At 71.5% G+C, this 18,344-nt stretch carries 15 protein-coding genes; 6 read left to right on the top strand and 9 right to left on the bottom strand.

Features of this window, described 5'->3' with window-relative positions:
• Window positions 1-2: 2 nt before the first annotated feature.
• The 3 genes from F4559_RS19515 to F4559_RS19525 are packed head-to-tail and all read right to left on the bottom strand — an operon-like array spanning window position 3 to window position 2,988.
• A complete protein-coding gene (locus F4559_RS19515) occupies window positions 3-977 on the bottom strand; it encodes a LysR family transcriptional regulator (protein ID WP_184670688.1) in 975 nt (324 codons plus the stop codon).
• A 53-nt stretch (window positions 978-1,030) separates the two neighbouring features.
• Window positions 1,031-1,519, bottom strand: a complete 489-nt coding sequence (locus tag F4559_RS19520) for a methylated-DNA--[protein]-cysteine S-methyltransferase (protein ID WP_184670690.1) — start codon at window positions 1,517-1,519, stop codon at window positions 1,031-1,033.
• On the bottom strand, window positions 1,516-2,988 hold the full coding sequence (locus F4559_RS19525) for a DNA-3-methyladenine glycosylase 2 family protein (RefSeq protein WP_184670692.1): 1,473 nt from the start codon (window positions 2,986-2,988) through the stop codon (window positions 1,516-1,518). Before F4559_RS19525 ends, F4559_RS19520 begins: the two co-directional genes overlap by 4 nt.
• A 75-nt stretch (window positions 2,989-3,063) precedes the next feature.
• Here F4559_RS19525 and bla point away from each other — a divergent pair, with 75 nt between their 5' ends.
• The 5 genes from bla (at window position 3,064) to F4559_RS19550 (ending at window position 8,613) form a co-directional block, all read left to right on the top strand.
• Window positions 3,064-3,924: a class A beta-lactamase gene (gene bla / locus F4559_RS19530; RefSeq protein WP_184670693.1), complete on the top strand. Its 861-nt coding sequence runs from the start codon at window positions 3,064-3,066 to the stop codon at window positions 3,922-3,924.
• 236 nt (window positions 3,925-4,160) lie between these two features.
• Window positions 4,161-5,066 carry a toll/interleukin-1 receptor domain-containing protein gene (locus tag F4559_RS19535; protein ID WP_184670694.1) on the top strand — a complete coding sequence of 302 codons (906 nt, stop codon included), beginning with the start codon at window positions 4,161-4,163 and terminating at the stop codon, window positions 5,064-5,066.
• Entirely contained in the window at window positions 5,053-7,128 is a 2,076-nt protein-coding gene (locus tag F4559_RS19540) for a P-loop NTPase family protein (protein WP_184670696.1), read from the top strand. The genes F4559_RS19535 and F4559_RS19540 overlap by 14 nt, the downstream gene beginning before the upstream one ends.
• A gap of 1 nt (window position 7,129) precedes the next feature.
• On the top strand, window positions 7,130-8,086 hold the full coding sequence (locus F4559_RS19545; protein ID WP_184670697.1) for a hypothetical protein: 957 nt from the start codon (window positions 7,130-7,132) through the stop codon (window positions 8,084-8,086).
• The gene (locus F4559_RS19550; RefSeq protein WP_184670699.1) at window positions 8,083-8,613 is read left to right on the top strand and encodes a hypothetical protein; all 531 of its coding nucleotides are present in this window, start codon (window positions 8,083-8,085) and stop codon (window positions 8,611-8,613) included. Before F4559_RS19545 ends, F4559_RS19550 begins: the two co-directional genes overlap by 4 nt.
• Window positions 8,614-8,662: 49 nt before the next feature.
• Here the strand turns inward: F4559_RS19550 and F4559_RS19555 are convergent, their stop codons facing one another.
• Genes F4559_RS19555 through F4559_RS19580 form a run of 6 tightly spaced genes read right to left on the bottom strand, consistent with a single transcriptional unit; the run spans window position 8,663 to window position 17,097 of the window.
• Entirely contained in the window at window positions 8,663-10,249 is a 1,587-nt protein-coding gene (locus F4559_RS19555) for a dipeptide ABC transporter ATP-binding protein (protein WP_184670700.1), read from the bottom strand.
• Window positions 10,236-12,521: an arylsulfatase gene (locus tag F4559_RS19560; protein ID WP_184670702.1), complete on the bottom strand. Its 2,286-nt coding sequence runs from the start codon at window positions 12,519-12,521 to the stop codon at window positions 10,236-10,238. Before F4559_RS19560 ends, F4559_RS19555 begins: the two co-directional genes overlap by 14 nt.
• 16 nt (window positions 12,522-12,537) lie before the next feature.
• Window positions 12,538-13,386, bottom strand: a complete 849-nt coding sequence (locus F4559_RS19565) for an ABC transporter permease (protein WP_184670704.1) — start codon at window positions 13,384-13,386, stop codon at window positions 12,538-12,540.
• On the bottom strand, window positions 13,383-14,342 hold the full coding sequence (locus tag F4559_RS19570; protein ID WP_184670705.1) for an ABC transporter permease: 960 nt from the start codon (window positions 14,340-14,342) through the stop codon (window positions 13,383-13,385). The genes F4559_RS19565 and F4559_RS19570 overlap by 4 nt, the downstream gene beginning before the upstream one ends.
• Window positions 14,339-15,907: an ABC transporter substrate-binding protein gene (locus F4559_RS19575; RefSeq protein ID WP_184670707.1), complete on the bottom strand. Its 1,569-nt coding sequence runs from the start codon at window positions 15,905-15,907 to the stop codon at window positions 14,339-14,341. Before F4559_RS19575 ends, F4559_RS19570 begins: the two co-directional genes overlap by 4 nt.
• Window positions 15,904-17,097: an ROK family transcriptional regulator gene (locus F4559_RS19580; RefSeq protein ID WP_312865727.1), complete on the bottom strand. Its 1,194-nt coding sequence runs from the start codon at window positions 17,095-17,097 to the stop codon at window positions 15,904-15,906. The genes F4559_RS19575 and F4559_RS19580 overlap by 4 nt, the downstream gene beginning before the upstream one ends.
• A gap of 306 nt (window positions 17,098-17,403) precedes the next feature.
• Between F4559_RS19580 and F4559_RS19585 the strand changes: the two genes are divergently transcribed.
• The gene (locus F4559_RS19585; RefSeq protein ID WP_184670710.1) at window positions 17,404-18,339 is read left to right on the top strand and encodes a TauD/TfdA dioxygenase family protein; all 936 of its coding nucleotides are present in this window, start codon (window positions 17,404-17,406) and stop codon (window positions 18,337-18,339) included.
• The last annotated feature ends 5 nt before the right edge of the window (window positions 18,340-18,344 follow it).

The following is an 18,344-nucleotide window of genomic DNA, read 5'->3' on the forward strand; positions in this document are numbered from 1 at the left end:
GGTCACCACGACAGGGCGGGCTCGCGGCGTCCGCGCCACCACTCGTCGAATGCCGGGTTGCACCCCAGACGGGCGACGTAGGTGTCGAGCACGCGGGCGTGGATCTCGTCGATGTGCTCGGCCACGAGCGTGCCCGGCCGGTAGCACAGGTGCAGTTCCTGCCACAGCGGTGCGTCCTCGATCGCCCGCACGACGATGTTCGCCGGTCGGTCGAGGCTCGTCGCGATCGCGGGCACGACGCCCATGCCGGCCCGTACGAGTTCGAGCACGGTCGCCAGGCACGTCGACGTGTGCGGTTGGTCGAGCACCACGCCGTAGTCGCGGCACACCCGGTTGAGGTAGGTCGACCAGGTGGTCGTGCCCGGCTGGTCGTCGAGCCAGGCGTGATCGGCGAGGTCGGCCAGCGGCACCGCGCCCGAACGGGCGGCCGGGTGGTCGTGCGCCATGGCGACGAACACCGGCTCGGCCTCGTGGACGAGGACGTCCACGACGTTGGGCGGCACCGCGGCGCCGGGCAGCGGGGGCAGGTAGACCAGCGCGAGGTCCAGGGCGCCGAGCGCGAGCCGGTCGAGCGTGACCCGTTCGTCCGGGTCCTCCTGGACCCGGACCCCGGCGCACCACGGCTGCTCGGACAGCCACCGGCTGACCGAGACGTGCAGGAACCCGCAGTACCCGCCGATCCGCAGCGGACCCGCCGCGCCACCGCGCCGCGACGCCCAGTCGTTGGCCCGTTCGGTGATCGCCGACATGCCGTCGAGGACGACCCGCGCCTGGGCCACCACCTCCAGCCCCAACGGCGTGGCATGGCAGCCGGTCGTGGACCGCACGAACAGGCGGTCGCCGACGATGCGCTCGATGCGTTGCAGCAGGCCGGACAGGGCGGGTTGGGAGACGTGCAGGCGGCGCGCGGCGAGGGTCAGGCTGCGGGCGTCGTCGATCGCGATCAACGCGCGCAGGTGCCGCACTTCCAGCTCCACGGGTCCTCCGCCAGTCCGGTGGGTTCCCGTGACCGTACCTCCGTCCGGGGCGCTCAGAACAGCGTCGTACCGCTCTCGAAGTCCAGCAGCCGGCGCTTGCGGTCCAGGCCGCCGCCGTAGCCGGTGAGCGAACCGCCCGCGCCGACGACGCGGTGACAGGGGACGATCACGCCCACCGGGTTCTTGCCGTTGGCCAGGCCGACGGCCCTGGACGCGCTCGGGTTGCCCAGGCGGGCCGCGAGTTCGCCGTAGGTGATCTGCTCGCCGTAGGGGATTTCGCGCAGTTCGTCCCACACCGAGCGTTGGAACGCCGTGCCGTGCAGTGCGAGCGGGACGGTGAAGTCCGTGCGCTCGTTGGCGAAGTACTCGCCAAGTTCTTCGACGACTCGGGGAAACGGCGTGGGATCTTCCGGACCGAACGTCTCCTCGGCGGGACGGTGGCGTTGGTTCTCCATGTAGAGGCCGGTCAGCCGGCCTTCGGTGTCGGCGACCAGGGTGAGTACGCCCATGGGGCTGTCGATCCTGGTGTGCACGCGGGTCATCGGTCGTCCTTCGGCATGTGGTTGACGGGGTGGTCGCCGGTCGCCCAGAGGTGCTGCACGGCGTAGGCACGCCACGGCGACCAGCGGGTGGCGTGGTCGAGGAGCTGCTTGGGCTTGACCGGCAGTCCCAGGTGATCGGCGGCGGTCTTGATGCCCAGGTCGGTGGCGGGGAACGCGTCGGGGTCACCCAACGCCCGCATGGCGATGCTCTCGACCGTCCACGGCCCGAAACCGGGCAGTTCGGACAGTGTGCGCCGGGCCTCCACCCAGTCGCCGCCGACCGCGAGTTCGAGGGCGCCGTCGTCGAGCGCGGACACGAGACCCAGCAACGTGGCCTTGCGGGACTTCGGCATGGCCAGCGTGTCGGGGTCGACGTCGCGCAACGCGGCAGGAGTCGGGAACAGGTGCGTCAGGCCGCCTTCCCGGTCCTCGATCGGATCGCCGTGCGCTTGGACCAGGCGGCCGGCGTGGGTGCGTGCGGCGGCGGTCGAGACCTGTTGTCCGAGCACGGCGCGGACCGCGAACTCCCGGGGGTCGCCCGTGCGCGGGACCCGGCGCCCGGGACTCTTGGCGACAAGGGGTTCGAGGGCTTCGTCGTGGGCGAGCCGTTCGTCGATCGCGACCGGGTCGGCGTCGAGGTCCAGCAGCCACCGGCAGCGGTTGATCGCGGTGGTGAGGTCGCGCAGGTCCGAGAGCGTGAGACGGCAGGCGACGTGGTCGTCGTGCGGGGTGAGGGCCGCGATCGCGTGGCCGTGCGGGAGCCGCAACGCGCACCTGTACGCCCCGTCGCGCCACTCCTCGACGCCCGGGACCCCGGTCGCCACCAGGTGTCCGAAGAGGTTGTCCGGGAACAGCGGGCGGCGGAAGGGGAGCTTGAGGACGATGGCGCCCAACGTGTTGGGCACATTCTTGGCACGTGCGCGCAACTCGGTGGGCGTCATGCCGAACACTTCGCGCACGGTCTCGTTGAAGGTGCGGAGACTGGCGAACCCGGCGGCGTCCGCGACGGCCGTCATGGGCAGGGTCGTGGTCTCGACGAGCAGCCGTGCCGTCTGCGCCCGTTGGGCGCGGGCGACGGCCAACGGCCCGGCCCCGAGTTCCGCCGTGAGCGACCGTTCGACCTGGCGGGTGCTGTAGCCGAGGCGGCGGGCCAGGCCCGGCACGCCGTCGCGATCGACGACGCCGTCCGCGATGAGCCGCATGGCGCGGGCGACGAGGTCGGCGCGTTCGTTCCACTGCGGAGACCCCGGCGAAGCCCCTGGGCGACAACGCTTGCAGGCCCGGAACCCGGCTTGCTGCGCGGCGGCGGCGCTGGGGTAGAACCGCATGTTCTCGGGTTTGGGCGGGACGACCGGGCAACTGGGGCGGCAGTAGATGCGGGTGGTCAGGACGGCCGTGAAGAACCAGCCGTCGAACCTCTCGTCCTTCGACTGGACCGCACGGACGCAACGGTCGACATCGGTGTGCACGGGACCAGTCTCATGCGGCGGGCGGCGGACGTCTCGCGGAAAAACGACATCAGCGTCCGCGGCTGGCCTGGGGACATGATCGTCCCACGCGTGGTGGCCCTGCTCGTTCTCTTGAGCGCGTGCTCGACGCCTGACGACAGGGTCACCGCCACGGCTTCGGCGCCGCCACCCGACCCCGCGTTCGTGGAGCTGGAGCGCCGCTTCGACGCTCAGGTGGGCGTGTACGCCGTGGACACCGGTTCGAATCGCGAGGTGTCGTATCGCGCCGACCAGCGGTTCGCTTTCGCGTCGACGTTCAAGGCGCTCGCGGCGGGATTGGTCCTGAAGGCCCATGAGGGCGGGCTGGACCGGGTCTTCCGGTACAGCCCGGCCGAGATCGTGGACCACTCCCCTGTGGCGTCGGGGAAGACGGGGCTGACCGTGCTGGAGACGTGCGATGCGGCCGTCAGGTACAGCGACAACACTGCGGGCAACCTGCTGCTCAGAGACCTCGGCGGCCCCAAGGGGTTCACCGCCGCACTACGCGATCTCGGCGACGAGACGACCCGCTCGAACCGCACGGAGCCGACGCTGAACGACACGTCGCCGGGCGACTTCCGCGACACGAGCACTCCTCGGGCATTGGCGACCACCCTGCGCACGCTGCTGACCACCGACCGCCTGCCGGACACGCCGAAGTCGATCCTGCTCGACCTGCTGCACCGCAACACCACCGGCGACAAGACGATCCGAGCCGGAACCCCCGAGGGGTGGACCGTCGGGGACAAGACCGGAACAGCGGCCTACGGCACGCGCACCGACATCGCCGTCGTCACGCCCCCCGGACGTGCCCCGATCCTCCTGGCAGTCCTGACGACCCACACGAACAAGGACGCTTCATCCGACGACGCGCTGGTCGCCGAAGCCATCCGGATGGCGTTGGAACACTTCTCGTGACCGAAACCGGGAGCGGTCGGTCGCCGAACGGACCCATCGTGTGGCCCGGGTGGTGTATTTCCGGGCTATGGACGCGACATGGGGTCCTGTGGGAGTCATGATCCGGGGTGGTGGGTGTGTCCACAGTCGCATCCCGGACAGATCCGGGACAGTAAGTGGACACCCGGTCATTTCCCCGCCTCCTTGGCGTTTCCTCTCCACAGCAGAGGTGTCGCGCGCGGGAGGAGTGACCGCGGATGAGCCGGTCCTACGACGTCTGCCTGTCCTTCGCCGGTGAGCAGCGGGCGTATGTCGAGGAAGTCGCACGTCTGTTGCGGGCCGGTGGGGTCGAGGTCTTCTACGACCAGTTCGAGACCGCCGACCTGTGGGGGCGTGACCTGGCCGTCCACCTCGACGACGTGTTCCGGCACCGGTCTCGTTATTGCGTTCTTTTCGCCTCCGCCGATTACGCGCGGAAGATGTGGACCTCGCACGAGCGGGCCAGTGCGCTCGACCGGGCGTTGCGGGATCGGGACGACTACCTGCTTCCGGTGCGGTTCGACGACACCGAGATCCCCGGGCTGCGGCGGTCCACCGGGTACCTCGACGCCCGGCGGCTCTCGCCCGGGGAGATCGTGGCGGCCCTGATCAAGCGGATCGGTGCCGGGGACTCGCTTGCGGTGCCGTGCACGATCCTCGCGGTTCGGGGATCGGTCGATGTGCGGCGGCTGTTCGACGACGCCTCGCGGGAGTGCGGCATCGCGGTCGACGTGGTCGGTGAGCACGGCGTCGTTCCGCTCGACCGGGTGTCCACGGGGGACGTCGTCCGCCGTCTGGTGCCCGTCCTCGCCGAGTCGCGGCTCGTGGTCGGTGTCCACCGGGGCGAGGTGCCCGAAGGGGACTCGGTCGATCTCGCCGTCGCGTCCGCCCTGGTCGAGGTGACCGACGCCGAACGCGCGGTCGTGTTGTCGCAACGGGTCTACGACGAGGTGGTGCGGGGGTCCGGGCGTGCGCGGCAGTACGTCGGGGTTCCGTTGGCGTCCGGTGGCACGGCGTGGGTCCGGGGGTCCGGTCGGCAGGGAGGGGCGACAGGGGCGCGGGTGACGGTGATCGGCGACAACGCGGTCATCGGGCAGGTGGGTGACCGCCATGACCACCGTTGAGGACGAGCAGCCCGAGGACGACAAGAAGCCCAACGAGGCCGCGCAGGACAAGGCCAACGACCCGGGCACGTCGGGGCGTTGGCGCAACTTCAGCGCGGCCACCGACGTGGCTTTCGCCGCGCTGCTCGGCGGCGGCACGGCGAACCTCTTCCTCGGCGACGCCACGGTGGGCCAGGTCGGCGACCGCGCCACCGCGTCGGGCCACCTGGGCGCGGTGGTGCGCAGCGGACCCGTGCCCCGGGCCGAACTCGACCGGATCCGGTCGTCGTTCGTGGCGCCCAGTCGCTACCACGACCTGCGGGCCGCGTTGGACGACCGGTTCCTCGTGCTCGTCCACGCGCGGCCCGGGTCGGGGCGGACGACCGCCGCGTTGCGGCTGCTCGACCATCTGTGCCCCGGCGGTGTGCGCAAGCTCGACCCGGACGCCGACCTGAAGACCCTGCGCGACAAGGACTTCGAGGACGACCACGGCTACCTGCTCGACTCGCTGGACCCCGCCCAGGCCCGCGAGCTGCGCCTGTTCCAGCTCGACCGGCTGGCCCGGCTGATGGAGGAGCGCGGCTGCCGGCTGGTCGTCATCGTGGACGAGACGACCGTGCTCCCGGTGCGCGACGTCGGCCACCTGGTGGTCGCCGACCTCGGCACGGTCGGGCACGAGGCGTTGGTGCGCAAGTACCTGGACGGCGACGCGGCCGTGCTCGACCGCGACGACGTGCGTGAGGTCCTCGCGGAACTGTCGCCGGACCTGCCGTGCCGCGCCGTGGTCGACCTCGCCGGGCTGCTGCGCGACGTCGCCGCCGGACGGGCCGACGTGGCGGCGGTGCGCGAGCGCTACTCGCGGGCCGGGGAGGACGCGTTCGTCGAGTGGTTCGAGTCCGGTCACGACACCGACCAGCGGGCGTTCGCGATCGCGTTGGCGGTGTTCAACGACCAGCCCGTGCAACTGGTGTCGGAGGCGGGCGCGCTGCTCGCCGACATGATCAAGTCCGTCGAGACGGCACGGCGGTCCGACCGGACGCGGCCGGTGTTCGGGGTGCGGTTGGACCGTCGGGTCGCGGACGCGCGGGCGGTCCTCGTGCGCGGCACCGAGGACACCGAGTTCGGCCGGGTACCGGTCACCAAGATCCGGTTCACCGACGACCGGTACGCGTACCGGCTGTTGCGCCACCTGTGCGACCAGTACGACCAGGCCTACGACATCGTTCGCGAGTGGTTGCTGCGGCTCGGCGAGATCCCCGGCGACCAGGTGCGGATCAGGGCCGGGATGGCGGCGGGCCTGTTGAGCCTGCACGACTTCATCGGCATCCACGACCGCGTGGTGGACGAGTGGGCGCGGTCCGGCGACGAGAACGCGCGGTGGGCGGCGGTGGCCGCGTTGCGCATCCCCGGCCAGGACGCGGGTCTGGGCCGGGTCGTCTACAAGATGCTGCGCGCGTGGTCGCGGCCGGCGCAGCCGCAGGCGCTGCGGTTGACGGCCGCGCAGGCGCTGGGCAGTGCCACGGCGATGAGCCCGGCCGCGTGCCTGCGGCTCCTGCGCCAAGCCGCCCGGTTCGCGGACTGGGACATCGCCTTCGCCATCGGCGAGAGCATGTGCGAGCTGTACTGCCGGGTCGAGGACCCCGCGCAGGTGCTCGGCGCGCTGGTCCGCTGGACGCACGACGACGAACACCCCAAACGCCGGGAGACCGCGCTGCTCGCGGTGCTGATCATGTCGTCGTCCGTCGTGCGCCCGGACGAGGGCGGCGGCCGGTGGCCGGCGTTGATCTGGGACGCCGAGCACGTGCCGGAACGGCGGGCGCAGGTCGTGCTGTTGTACGCGCGGATGCTCCAGGCCGCCGAGTTCATGCTGCGCGGCTACCTGGCCCTCAAGGGGTGGGTCCGGTCCGCGCAGCGGGACGCCACGTTGCGCACGCCGCTGGCCCGCCTGCTGCACGAGGTCGGCGCGGCGTCCGACGAGACCGACAGCGTCCGCCACTACCTGGAGACCTGGCGGGACGAGCACGACGGACCGGCCGACGCGGTGCGCGACGTGCTGCGGCACTTCGATCGAAGAGGGGCGTGACGTGGAGGTCGTACAACGGAAAGCGGTCGAGCGGTCGGCGCTGCGCAAGCTCAACCCGGCGGGGTCGGAGCACACCGCGGTCGTCTACCTCACCAAGCGCGGCGAGTACGAACGGGTCGTCGGGCGGCTCACGATGGCCGAGATCTGGTTGCGCACGCCCAAAGAGCTGTTCACGGTCGCCACCTCGCCGCAGGAGGACACGTTCGACCTGCGACTGCCGTCGCGCGAGGAGGCGTTCTCGTTCGCCGCGAGCGTGCGGGCGACGTGGCGGGTGACCGATCCGGTCGCGGCGGTCAAGGCGCAGCTCACCGACCCCTCCCCCGGTGTCCGGCGGCTGTTGGAGGAACGGCTGCGCGAGCACACGCGCGGGTTCGACGTGGAGGGCAACGCCGAGGCCGAGCGCCGGTTCAACCTGGACTACGCGGACCGGGCGGTCGTGGTGTCCGACGCGGTGACGATCACCGGGTGCACCGTCGTGCTGAACCTGGACGAGGCGACGACCGCGCACATCGCCGACCGCACGCTGGTGGTGCGCGAGCGGCAGAAGCACGAGTACGACAAGGAACGCGACGAGCGCAAGCGCGAGCGGGAACGCGAGGACACCAAGCACGACCTGGCGCTCCAGGAAACCCGGATGAAGCAGTACGCGGACGCCTTGCAGTCCGGCGACCACAACGCGCTCGCGTTGCTGCTGGCCGGGCACGGCGAGGACGCGAACGCGGTCGTGCAGATCATCATGCAGCAACGCCAGCTCGAGCACTCCGCCGCCCGCGAGGTGCTCGATCGACTGCTCGCCGCGAACCTGGTCAACCGCAAGGACGTCGGCCGGATCATCGAGAGCGCGGGCACCGCGCTCATCGGCGGCGTGTCCGACGTCCGGACGCCCAAGTCCGTGGAGTCCGCCCGTCCCGACCGGGAGACCGACCCGGACGACGAGGGCTTCGAGGAGGGGACATGACGCCGTTGGGCGGGGTGCCGCTGTTCGGCGACCTCGTCACGGCGTTGGACGGGGTGCTGGTGCAGGTCGGCCTGCCGCCGTGGTTCGCCGCGCTGCTGGAACTGGTCGTCGTCGTGGTCGCGGCGTACCTGCTGCTGTGGCTGGTCGTGCGGCACGTGCTGCCGTGGTTGGGCCGGGTGCTGGTCGGCCCGCTGCTGCGGGTCGTGGAGGGCGTGCGGGTGCTGCTGCTCCTGCCCGACCTGGGCGCGACCCGCCTGGCTCGCCGGTTCGGGCGGATGCCGCCGGAGGCGGTGTACGCCTACGGCGCGGTGGTGATGGGCCTGGTCGACGGTCTGGGCTCGGTCGTGCGGAAGGCCCTGCCTGTGCTGTCGCTGGCCCGGCGCACGCCCCGGGCCGTCCTCTTCGCGGCGCTCGCGCTGGGTTTCGTGCTGTGGAACGCCGGTACCTGCGGACCGCTCGACGAGGGGTGCGTCGAGCCGGTCGCGCAGTGGACCACGTCCCTGACCGCCTGGTTCGAGCGCCAATGACCGCGCCGGCCCGTCGTCTGGGGGAGGGAGACGGCGGGCCGGCGCACCTCTACGCGGTGACCAGGCCCGTGCGCCGCGCGCGCTGGGCGACCGGGTCGGGCACCGGTACCGCGTCGACGAGCCGCCGGGTGTAGTCGGCGGACGGGTCGCGCAGCACCCGGTGATGCGGCCCCTGTTCGACGACCGCGCCCCGGTGCAGCACGGCCACCCGGTGCGCGAGCGAGTCGACCACGGCCAGGTCGTGGCTGATGAACAGGCACGCGAACCCGTGCTCGCGTTGCAGTTCGGTCAGCAGCGCCAACACGCTCGCCTGCACGGACACGTCCAGCGCGCTGGTCGGCTCGTCCGCGACGAGCAGGTCCGGCCGCAACGCCAGGGCACGCGCGATGCCGACGCGCTGCCGTTGCCCGCCGGACAGCTCACGCGGCCTTCTGTCCACATAGGATGAAGGCAGGCGCACCGCGTCCAGCAGCTCGACGACCCGCGCGCGGTGCGCAGACCGGTCGACCCCGTGCACGCGCAGCGGTTCGGCCACGCAGTCGTGGATCGACAGCCGGGGGTTGAGCGAGCCGCCCGGATCCTGGAACACGAACCCGAGCCGACGGCGCACGGCCGGGTCGACCGGGTCGCCGCCGAGCACCGACACCGTGCCGTTCGCGGGGCGCAGGATGCCCGCCGCGACCCGGCCCAGCGTGGACTTGCCCGAACCCGACTCGCCGACCAGGCCGACGACCTCGCCCCGGCCGACCGTGAGCGTCACGTCCGACACGGCGGTGAACGCCCCGTACCGCACGGTCACGCCGTCGAACGCGAGCGCGTCGGTCTCGGCCTCGTGCGGCGCGGCGGGCGCGCGGTGGCCCAGACGCGGGACGGACTCCAGCAGCTCACGGGTGTAGGCGCGCGCCGGCCGCGCGAAGAGGTCCTCGACCGGTGCCTGTTCGACGACCTCGCCGCGGTGCATGACCGCGACCCGGTCGGCCAGGTCCGCGACCACGCCCATGTTGTGCGTGATCAGCAGGATCGCCGTGCCCAGCCGGTCGCGCAGGTCGCGCAGCAGGTCCAGGATCTCGGCCTGCACGGTCACGTCCAGCGCGGTGGTCGGCTCGTCCGCGATGATCAACGCCGGGTCGTTGGCCAACGCCAGGGCGATGACCACGCGCTGCTTCTGCCCGCCGGAGAGCTGGTGCGGGTAGTGCCGGACGCGGGTCGCCGGTTCCGGAATGCCGACCAGGTCGAGCAGGCGCACGGCCTCGCCACGCGCCTGCTTGCGGGTCAACGGCCGGTGCACGCGCAGCACCTCGGCGAGCTGGCGCCCGACCGTGTGCACGGGGTTGAGCGCCGTGGCCGGTTCCTGGAACACCATGGCGATCGACTTGCCGCGCACCGAGCGCAACTCGTCCTCGTCCGCGCCGATCAGCTCGCGGTCGCCGAGCCGGGCGCTGCCGCCCACCGTCGCGGTGTGCGGCAGCAGGCCCAGCACGGCACGGGCCGTGACGGACTTGCCCGAGCCGGATTCCCCGACCAGGGCGAGGATCTCGCCGGGCGCGATCGTCAGGTCGATGCCGCGCACGGCCTGGACCGGACCGAACGACACGGTCAGGTCCCGTACCGCCAGAACCGGATCAGTCGTAGACACGTTCCGCCTCCGCCCACAGTCGCGCGACCAGCAGGGGGTCGTAGTCGGCCTGCGGTCCCGGCTCGTACCGGACGTGCCGCAGCGTGCCGGTGTAGGGGAACGTCCGCTCCCGCGTGTGCAGGTCCCAGTCCACCGGGCCGCCCCGGTCGGCGCCCACGCTGATGCCGGTGAACGGCGCGAGCCCGATCAACTGCGGCACGGGACCGAGCTTGGTCTCCCCCGCGTCCGTGGTCAGCGTGAACTCCCAGCGGAAGTCCGGCAACGCCTTCGCGGTGAGCCGGATCTCGTCGCCGCCCAACGGAACGGGGGCGCTGCGGTGCAGGTCGCCGTACGCGTTGTAGGTCAGGTGCGCGGCGTCGTCGTCCACGTGGACCACGTACCCGCCGCCCTGGTCGCCGTGCGCGAACAGCACGCCACGACCCCGGCCGTCGAGCGACGCCGTGGCCGTGAAGTCGCGGTACTGCACGAGCTGCGCGGACCGGTAGCGCTCCAGCAGCGGCGTGCCGGGGTAGAGCGTGACGGGCCGTTCGAAGCGCTCGTCGGACGGACGGCGCAGCGACGCGGCGGGCGAGTAGTCGGTCAGCGGGAAGACCGTGTTCCGCCACGCGGCCTTCTCCCACGCCGCCGCGAGTTCGGCGAGCTTCTCCGGGTACTCGGCCGCGACGTTCGTGGTCTCGGTCGGGTCCTCGGCGATGTGGTACAGCTCCCACTCGCTGTCGTCGTAGGGCGTGCCGGGACGGTGCCGGGTGACGATCTTCCAGCCGTCGGCGTAGTAGCCCCGGTTGCCGCCGGTCTCGGTGTACTGGGCGGTGTGCGGGCTCGCCGCCTCGGCCGACCGCAGCACGGGCACCGCGCTCACGCCGTCCTCGGTGACGGCCTCGACGCCGTGGCGGTGGGTCAGCCGGGGCACGCCGGCCAGCTCCAGCAGCGTGGGCGTCACGTCGGTGACGTACGCGTACTGGTGGCGCAGACCGGCTTCGACGCCGTCGGGCCAGTGCACGATGAACGGCGTGCGCACGCCACCGGCGTAGGTGTCGAACTTGTAGAGCCGGAACGGGGTGTTGGACGCCTGCGCCCAGCCGCGCGGGTAGTGGATCGTGGTCCGCGGCCCGCCGAGCAGGTCGAGTTCGCGGGCGACGTCGCGCTCCCAGTCGTCGGGCACGCCGGGCACGTGCACGAACTGGCTGAAGTAGCTGCGGGTGCCTTCGGCGCCGCCCTCGGCCGTGGCGCCGTTGTCGGAGGTGAACACGATGATGGTGTTGTCGAGTTCGCCGTGCTTGCGCAGGGCCTCGACGATCCGGCCGACGCTGTCGTCCACATTGGACAGGGACGCCGCGTAGACCTCCATGTACCGGGCGAACAGCTCACGCTGCTCTTCGGGCACGTCGTCCCACGCGAGCACGTCACGGCCGGGCTCGCTGTTGCGCGGCGGCAGCACCGTGCCCTCGGGGAACAGTCCTTCGGCGAGCTGCTTGGCGAACCGCCGCTCGCGGATCACGTCCCAGCCCTCGTCGTAGCGGCCCCGGTAGCGCTCCAGGTCCTCGGGCTTGGCGCCCAGCGGCCCGTGCATCGCGTGGTGGGCGAAGTACAGGAAGAACGGCTTGTCCGGGTCGTTGGCGCGCAACGTGTCGATCATCGACACGGCCCGGTCGGTCAGGTCGTCGGTGAGGAAGTAGCCGTCGGGCTGGTCGCCGATGTCGTACGGGCTGTTGTCCCACACCAGCCGGTGCGGGTGGTGCAGGTTCGTGAGCCCTTCGAGGCTGCCGAAGTAGCGGTCGAACCCGCGCTGCAACGGCCACGACGACCGGTCGGCCGCGTCGTGGCTCGCCGCGTCACGGGTCAGGTGCCACTTGCCCACCGCGAACGTCGCGTACCCGGCCGCACGCAACGACTCGGCCACCGAGGGCGCGTCGTCGGGCAGCTGGAACGAGTACGCCGGGTAGCCCGGATCGGAGTTGGCCGGGAACGCGAACCCGGCGCGGTGCGGGTTCAGGCCGGTGAGCAGCGCCGCGCGGGACGGCGAGCACAGCGGCGTGGTGTGGTAGTTGGTCAGTCGCAGGCCGTTGGCGGCCAACGCGTCCAGGTGCGGCGTCTCGATCTCGCCGCCGAACGGGCCGATGTCGGCGTAACCGAGGTCGTCGACCAGCACGACCACGATGTTGGGCCCCTTGGGACGGGGCTCGGCGGGCCAGGCGGGGCGGGACTGCGCGAACGTGCGGCCGATCTTGCCCGCGAAGTCGCGGTAGCCGTCGGCGTCGGGTGGGAGGGTCATCGGGAGAGGTCCTTTCTCAGGTGCCGCGCGCGGCGTTCGCGGCCTGGGCGACGAGTTGGAAGCCCAGGACCAGCACGGCGGTCACCACCAGCGGGCCGACGGCGAACATCGGGTTGAGGTCGAGGTAGCGCAACGCGGTGTTCAGCACGGCGCCCAGCGACGGGTCCGGCGGCGTCACGCCGATGCCGAGCACGCTCATCGCGCCCTCGATGAACACCGCGACCGACATGGACAGGGCGAGCTGGACCAGCACCGGCTCCAGCGAGTTGGGCAGCACGTGCGTGCGCAGCACGTGCCACCGGCTCGCCCCGACGACCTCGGCGGCCGTCACGAACTGCGCCTCGCGCACCTTGAGCACGGCCGCGCGCAGCAACCGGCCGAACACCGGGATCTCCACCGCGACCACGACGATCATCACCGACGTGGTGCCCGGCCCGATCACCGCGGCCAGGCCGATCGCCAGGATCAGCTGCGGGAACGCCAGCAGCACGTCGAACAGCCGCTGCACGGCCACGTCCAACGTCGCGGAGAACGTCGCCAGCGCGCCGATCGCGCACCCGATCAGGGCACCGATCGGCACGGCCGTGAAGCTGATCAGCAGGTCGACCCGGATGCCGGTCAGCAGCCGGGCCAGCACGTCGCGGTTGAGGTCGTCGGTGCCCAACAGGTGCGTGCCGGACGGTCCGAGCAGGTTCGCGTCCGGGATCTGCTCGTACGGGTCCCACGACACCAGCAGCGGACCGAGCAGGCCCGCCGCGATCACCAGACCCACGAGCACCAGCCCCACCAGGCCCTTGCCCCGGCGGAACGCGTTCGGTCGGGCGATCGCGACCTCGACGGGTTCGAGCGCGTCGACGGCGGTCATCGGCTGCCTCCCAGGCGGATGCGCGGGTCGAGGTAGGCGTGCACCACGTCGGTCAGCAGCTGCACGGCGACGAACACCGACACGGACAGGATCAGCAGCACCTGCACCACCGGGTAGTCGCGGCGGGTGATGCCCTGCTCCACCAGCAGCCCCAGCCCCGGCCAGGCGAAGATCGACTCCACCAGGACCGCGCCGCCCAGCAGCGCGCCGGTCTGCAACCCCAGCGTGGTCACCGCGACCGGCAGCGCGCCGCGCAACGCGTGCCGCAGGACGAGCGCGCGGCCGGACACACCGGCCGCGCGCACCGTCGTGACGTAGTCCTGCCGCAGCTCGCCGCGCAACGTCTCGGCCAGGAACCCGGTCAGCACACCGGCCACCGGCAGCCCCAGGCACACCGCCGGCAGCACGAGGTACTGCGCGGTGATGTCGATCCGGTCCAGCAGACCGTCCGGCGGCACGCCGCCCGTGGGCAGCAGCCGGAACACCTCGCCGAACAACAGGATCAGCAGCACGCCCGTGACGAACGGCGGCAGCGACACCGACGCCGTGTGGAACCCGGTCAGCACCTTGTCCACCCACGGCCGCCGGGTCGACGCCCAGACCGGCCCGAGCACCAACGCGGTGAGCACGGCCAGCACCAGCGCGGAGAGCGCCAGCGTCAGCGTGTTCGCCAGTCCCTCGCCGACCAGGTCGGCGATGTCGCCGCCGATCAGGTAGGACCGGCCCAGGTCGCCGGTCAGCAGACCGCCGACCCAGTGCAGGTACTGCTCGGGCACGGACTTGTCCAGACCGAGCTGCGCCCGGATGGCGTGCACCGTCTCCGGAGAGGCGTCCGCACCGGCCAGCACGGTCGCCGCGTCACCCGGGATGGCCCGGATGACGAGGAAGACCAGCACGGACGCCAACCACAGCACCAGCAGCGCGGACGGCACGCGCCGCACCACGTAGCGGATCACGTCAGGAACGCCTTGCCCAGGTCGAGTTCGCGCCGCCGCGACCAGTCCACGTCCTGGAGCTTGTCTGCGATCACGAACTGCTCGAACACCACGCCGATCTCCGCCAGGAACGCGCCGTCGAGCAACTGCTTGGACAGCTCCTGGTACGCGGCCTTGGACTCGCCGCCCGTGGGCGACGGCAGCTTCCACGCGGCGTCCGCGGCCTTGGTGTACGCCTCGGACGAGTACTTCGAGGCGTTGCGGCGGGCGTTGAACGGGTACGCGCTCACGGTCAGCGTCGACGGGGAGAGCTGCGCCCACGAGTGGTTCGTCGTCCACAGACCCGGGAACTGCGCGCCGATCAACTGCTTGATGAACTGCGTCGAGTCGACCGGCTCCAGCTTCACCTTGATGCCGACGTCGGCGAGGTTGTTCTGCACGATCTGCGCGATGGCGGTGAACACCTGGTCGTTGCCCACGTAGGTCAGCGGGATCTCGCCGAGCTGCTTGCCCGACTCCGCGAGCAGCTTCTTGGCCTTCTCCACGTCGCGCTTGTAGGTGTTGTTCAGGCCCTCGTCGAACGCCGGGCTGGACTTCGTCCACGGCAGCGACGCCGGGTAGCCCTTGTCCCGGAACACCTCCTTGAGGATGCGCTCACGGTCGAGGCCGTACTGCACCGCCTGACGCACCTTCGGGTCGTCCAAGCCCGCCGCGGTGGCGTTGAGGCCCACGTACGCCTGGAGTTCGGCGCCGTCGAGGTTCACCGTGCGCAGACCCTGCGTGGTCGCGGCGGTCTCCGCGTCCCGGTAGCCGATGCCGCGCGCCAACTGGACCTGGCCGGACTTCACCGCGGCCAGCAGCGACTGCGCGTCCGGGATGACGCGCACGTGCACGCCCTCCAGGTACGGCGTGCCGTCCCAGTAGTCGGCGTTGCGCACGAACTTCAGGTCGGTGTTGGGCCGCCACGACTCGAACGCGAACGCGCCCGTGCCGACGAACTTCTTGCCGGTGCCGATCTCGGCCACGGTCTCCGAGTCCACGATCGGCACGGTCTGGAGCAGGTCGAACAGGTTGCTCACCGGGTGTTCCAGGTGCAGCACGACCTGGTCCGGGGCCGGGGTGTCGACCGAGGTGACGATCTTGGCGGTGCTCGCGAGCTGGCCGTTCCACTTCGGGTCGGCGTACGACTGGAGCGAGAACTTCACGTCCGCGGACGTGAACGCGCGTCCACTGTGGAACTTCACGCCCGAGCGCAGCTTCAGCGTGAGCGTGCGACCCTCGTCGGCCGCCTTCCACTCCGTGGCCAGCTTCGGCTTCGGGTCCAGGCCCTCGCGGGGGTACTCGACCAGCGTGTCGTACACGAGACCGACGAGCGTGGTGATCGAGGCGTTGCTGTTGGTGAACACGTTGCCGGGCACCAGGTCGACGTTGACGCCCACCTCGGCGACACCGCCCGGCTTCGGCGTCACGGACGTTCCACCGGCGGACGTCTGCGCGTCCACGGCGGACTGGCAGGCGGTGGCGGACAGCAGCAACGCCACCCCCGCGAGTGCCTTGAACGTCGAGCGTCTGGTCAGTGAATTCATCGTGCGGGTGCCTTTCTGGCGTCGTCGAGCAAGTCGAGCGGGTGGTCGAACAGCCGGGTGAGCAGACCCGTGCAGGCGGCGGTCGCCTGGAGGTCCGAGCCGAACCGGGTCACCGACACGATGTCGGTGCCCGGCAGGGTGGTCGTGGTCGCGAACGCCCGCATCAGGTCGGGCAGGCGCTCGTCGGGATCGGTGATGGCCTGGCCGCCGAGCACCACGCGGTCGGGGTTGAACGCGTCGCGCAGCAACCCGACCGCCCGGCCCAACGCGGCGGCCCGGTCGGCGAGCAGGCGGCCGGCCACCGGGTCGCCCGCGCGGGCGGCGGCCCGGACCAGCCGGATGTCCGGCTCGGCGACCACGCCCGCGAGCACCGCCGCGTCGGCGACCGTGCGGTCGGCGACCGTGGCCTCCAGACAACCGGTAGCACCGCACGGACATCGCGTGTCGCCGCCGATCGGCAGGTGCGCGATGCTGCCGCCGCCACCCGGACCGCGGTGCAGCACGCCGTCCACGGCCAAAGCCACGCCGACGACCTCGCGGGCGTAGAAGTACAGCAGGCCGGACACGCGCGGACCCCAGCCGAACAGCAGCTCGGCGTTGGCCATCGCGGGCACGTGCCCGTCCAGGTGCACGGGCAGTCCGGTGGCCCGGTGCAGCAGGTCCACGGCCGGCACCCGGTGCCAGCCCAGCCGGTCGTGGTCGAGCAGCCCGGCCGCCGAGTCGACCAGACCACCGCTGGCCAGGCCGATGCCCACCACCGTGCGGCGCGGCCACCGGCGCAGGAACGCCCGGACCTTGCCCGCGATGTGGGCCAGCGCGTCCTCGGCGCCGCCGCCCGGCGTCGGGATCTCGTCGGAGTCCAGCAGCCGGCCGCGCAGGTCGGACAGGCCGTACGTGGTCGTGCTCACACCGATGTGCACGCCGCACGCGGCGAACACCGTGTCGTCCAGGTCGATCGGCACGCGCGGGCGGCCGATCGCGCCGGTCGGCACCAGGTCCGGGAACTCGCGCAGCAGCCCGAGGTCCATCAGCGCGGACACCTTGCGGCTGACCGTGGGCATGCTCAACCCGGTGTGCTCGCCGATCGCCGCACGCGACAGCGGGCCTTCACGCCGGATCACCGCGAGCACGGCGGCGGCGTTGACGGCACGCACGCCCGGACGGACGACGGCGCGCGGGGTTTCGGTCACTGCGGAGCCTTTCGAGCACGGTGGGTCACCCGCTTTTGTTCTCGCGGGCAAGGAAGTAGGCGAGGTGGTCGGAGGTCCGACAAGGGTCAACGGCGACAACGATGCACAGGCGAAGAATCCGTGTGTCCACATGGGAAGTCAACGACGTCCGGGATATGGAATGGCGACCCACACTTATTTTCAGTGCTTCATGGAAGCTTGTTGTCCCGAGCCGGGCGTTCGTACGGTCGGAACACGGGTCCACCCCGTCTCACCAGCCGCTTCTCGCCGCGGCAAACCTCTCCGATCCTGTGAAGGGACTTCGTCATGAGCCTGTCGTTGGAAAGCTCGGAATCCGACATTTCCGGGGTGTCCGTCGCGCGTCTCGGGTCGGGCATCGGGGCCCGCGTCGACGGCGTCCGGCTCGGTGGCGACCTCGACGCGGACACCGTCGCCAAGGTCCGCGCCACACTGCTCGCCCACAAGGTGATCTTCTTCCGCGGCCAGCAACACCTCGACGACGCCGGGCAACTCGCGTTCGGATCGCTGCTCGGCGAACCGACACTCGCCCACCCGACCGTGCGCGGCCGGCAGAACCTCAACGTGCTGCCGATCGACTCGGACTACGGCAAGGCCAACTCGTGGCACACCGACGTCACGTTCGTCGACCGCGTGCCCGCGATCAGCATCCTGCGCGCCATCACCCTGCCCACCTACGGCGGCACCACGGTGTGGGCCAACACCGTGACCGCCTACGAGACGCTGCCGCCGTCGCTCAAGGCGCTCGTCGACCAGCTCTGGGCCGTGCACACCAACGCCTACGACTACGCCGCGAACATCGACGAGCTGCGCATCGGCGGCGTCGACGTGAAGACCGAGGAATACCGCAAGGAGTTCGTGTCCGACCTGTACGAGACCGAGCACCCGGTCGTCCGCGTCCACCCGGAGACGGGCGAGCGCGCGCTGCTGCTCGGCCACTTCGTCAAGCGGCTCATCGGCCTGTCGTCCACCGAGTCGCAGGCGGTGTTCAACCTCCTCCAGGCCCGTGTGACCCGGCTGGAGAACACCGTGCGCTGGGACTGGCAGGACGGCGACGTGGCGATCTGGGACAACCGCGCCACCCAGCACTACGCCGTGGCCGACTACGACGACCAGCCGCGTCGCCTGCACCGCATCACGCTGGCCGGCGACGTCCCGGTGAGCGTCGACGGCACGCCCAGCGTGATCCGCCAGGGCGACGCCTCGCACTACTCGTCGCTCTGACCCCG

The organism is Saccharothrix violaceirubra (genome assembly GCF_014203755.1).
Classification (GTDB): domain Bacteria; phylum Actinomycetota; class Actinomycetes; order Mycobacteriales; family Pseudonocardiaceae; genus Actinosynnema; species Actinosynnema violaceirubrum.

Bases quoted from the DNA above. Each gene is read 5' to 3' on its own strand.
- F4559_RS19540 (WP_184670696.1), top strand. From the start codon at position 5,053: ATGACCACCGTTGAGGACGAGCAGCCCGAGGACGACAAGAAGCCCAAC.
- F4559_RS19565 (WP_184670704.1), bottom strand. From the start codon at position 13,386: ATGACCGCCGTCGACGCGCTCGAACCCGTCGAGGTCGCGATCGCCCGA.
- F4559_RS19575 (WP_184670707.1), bottom strand. From the start codon at position 15,907: ATGAATTCACTGACCAGACGCTCGACGTTCAAGGCACTCGCGGGGGTG.
- F4559_RS19560 (WP_184670702.1), bottom strand. From the start codon at position 12,521: ATGACCCTCCCACCCGACGCCGACGGCTACCGCGACTTCGCGGGCAAG.
- F4559_RS19520 (WP_184670690.1), bottom strand. From the start codon at position 1,519: ATGACCCGCGTGCACACCAGGATCGACAGCCCCATGGGCGTACTCACC.
- F4559_RS19535 (WP_184670694.1), top strand. From the start codon at position 4,161: ATGAGCCGGTCCTACGACGTCTGCCTGTCCTTCGCCGGTGAGCAGCGG.
- F4559_RS19585 (WP_184670710.1), top strand. From the start codon at position 17,404: ATGAGCCTGTCGTTGGAAAGCTCGGAATCCGACATTTCCGGGGTGTCC.
- bla (WP_184670693.1), top strand. From the start codon at position 3,064: ATGATCGTCCCACGCGTGGTGGCCCTGCTCGTTCTCTTGAGCGCGTGC.
- F4559_RS19550 (WP_184670699.1), top strand. From the start codon at position 8,083: ATGACGCCGTTGGGCGGGGTGCCGCTGTTCGGCGACCTCGTCACGGCG.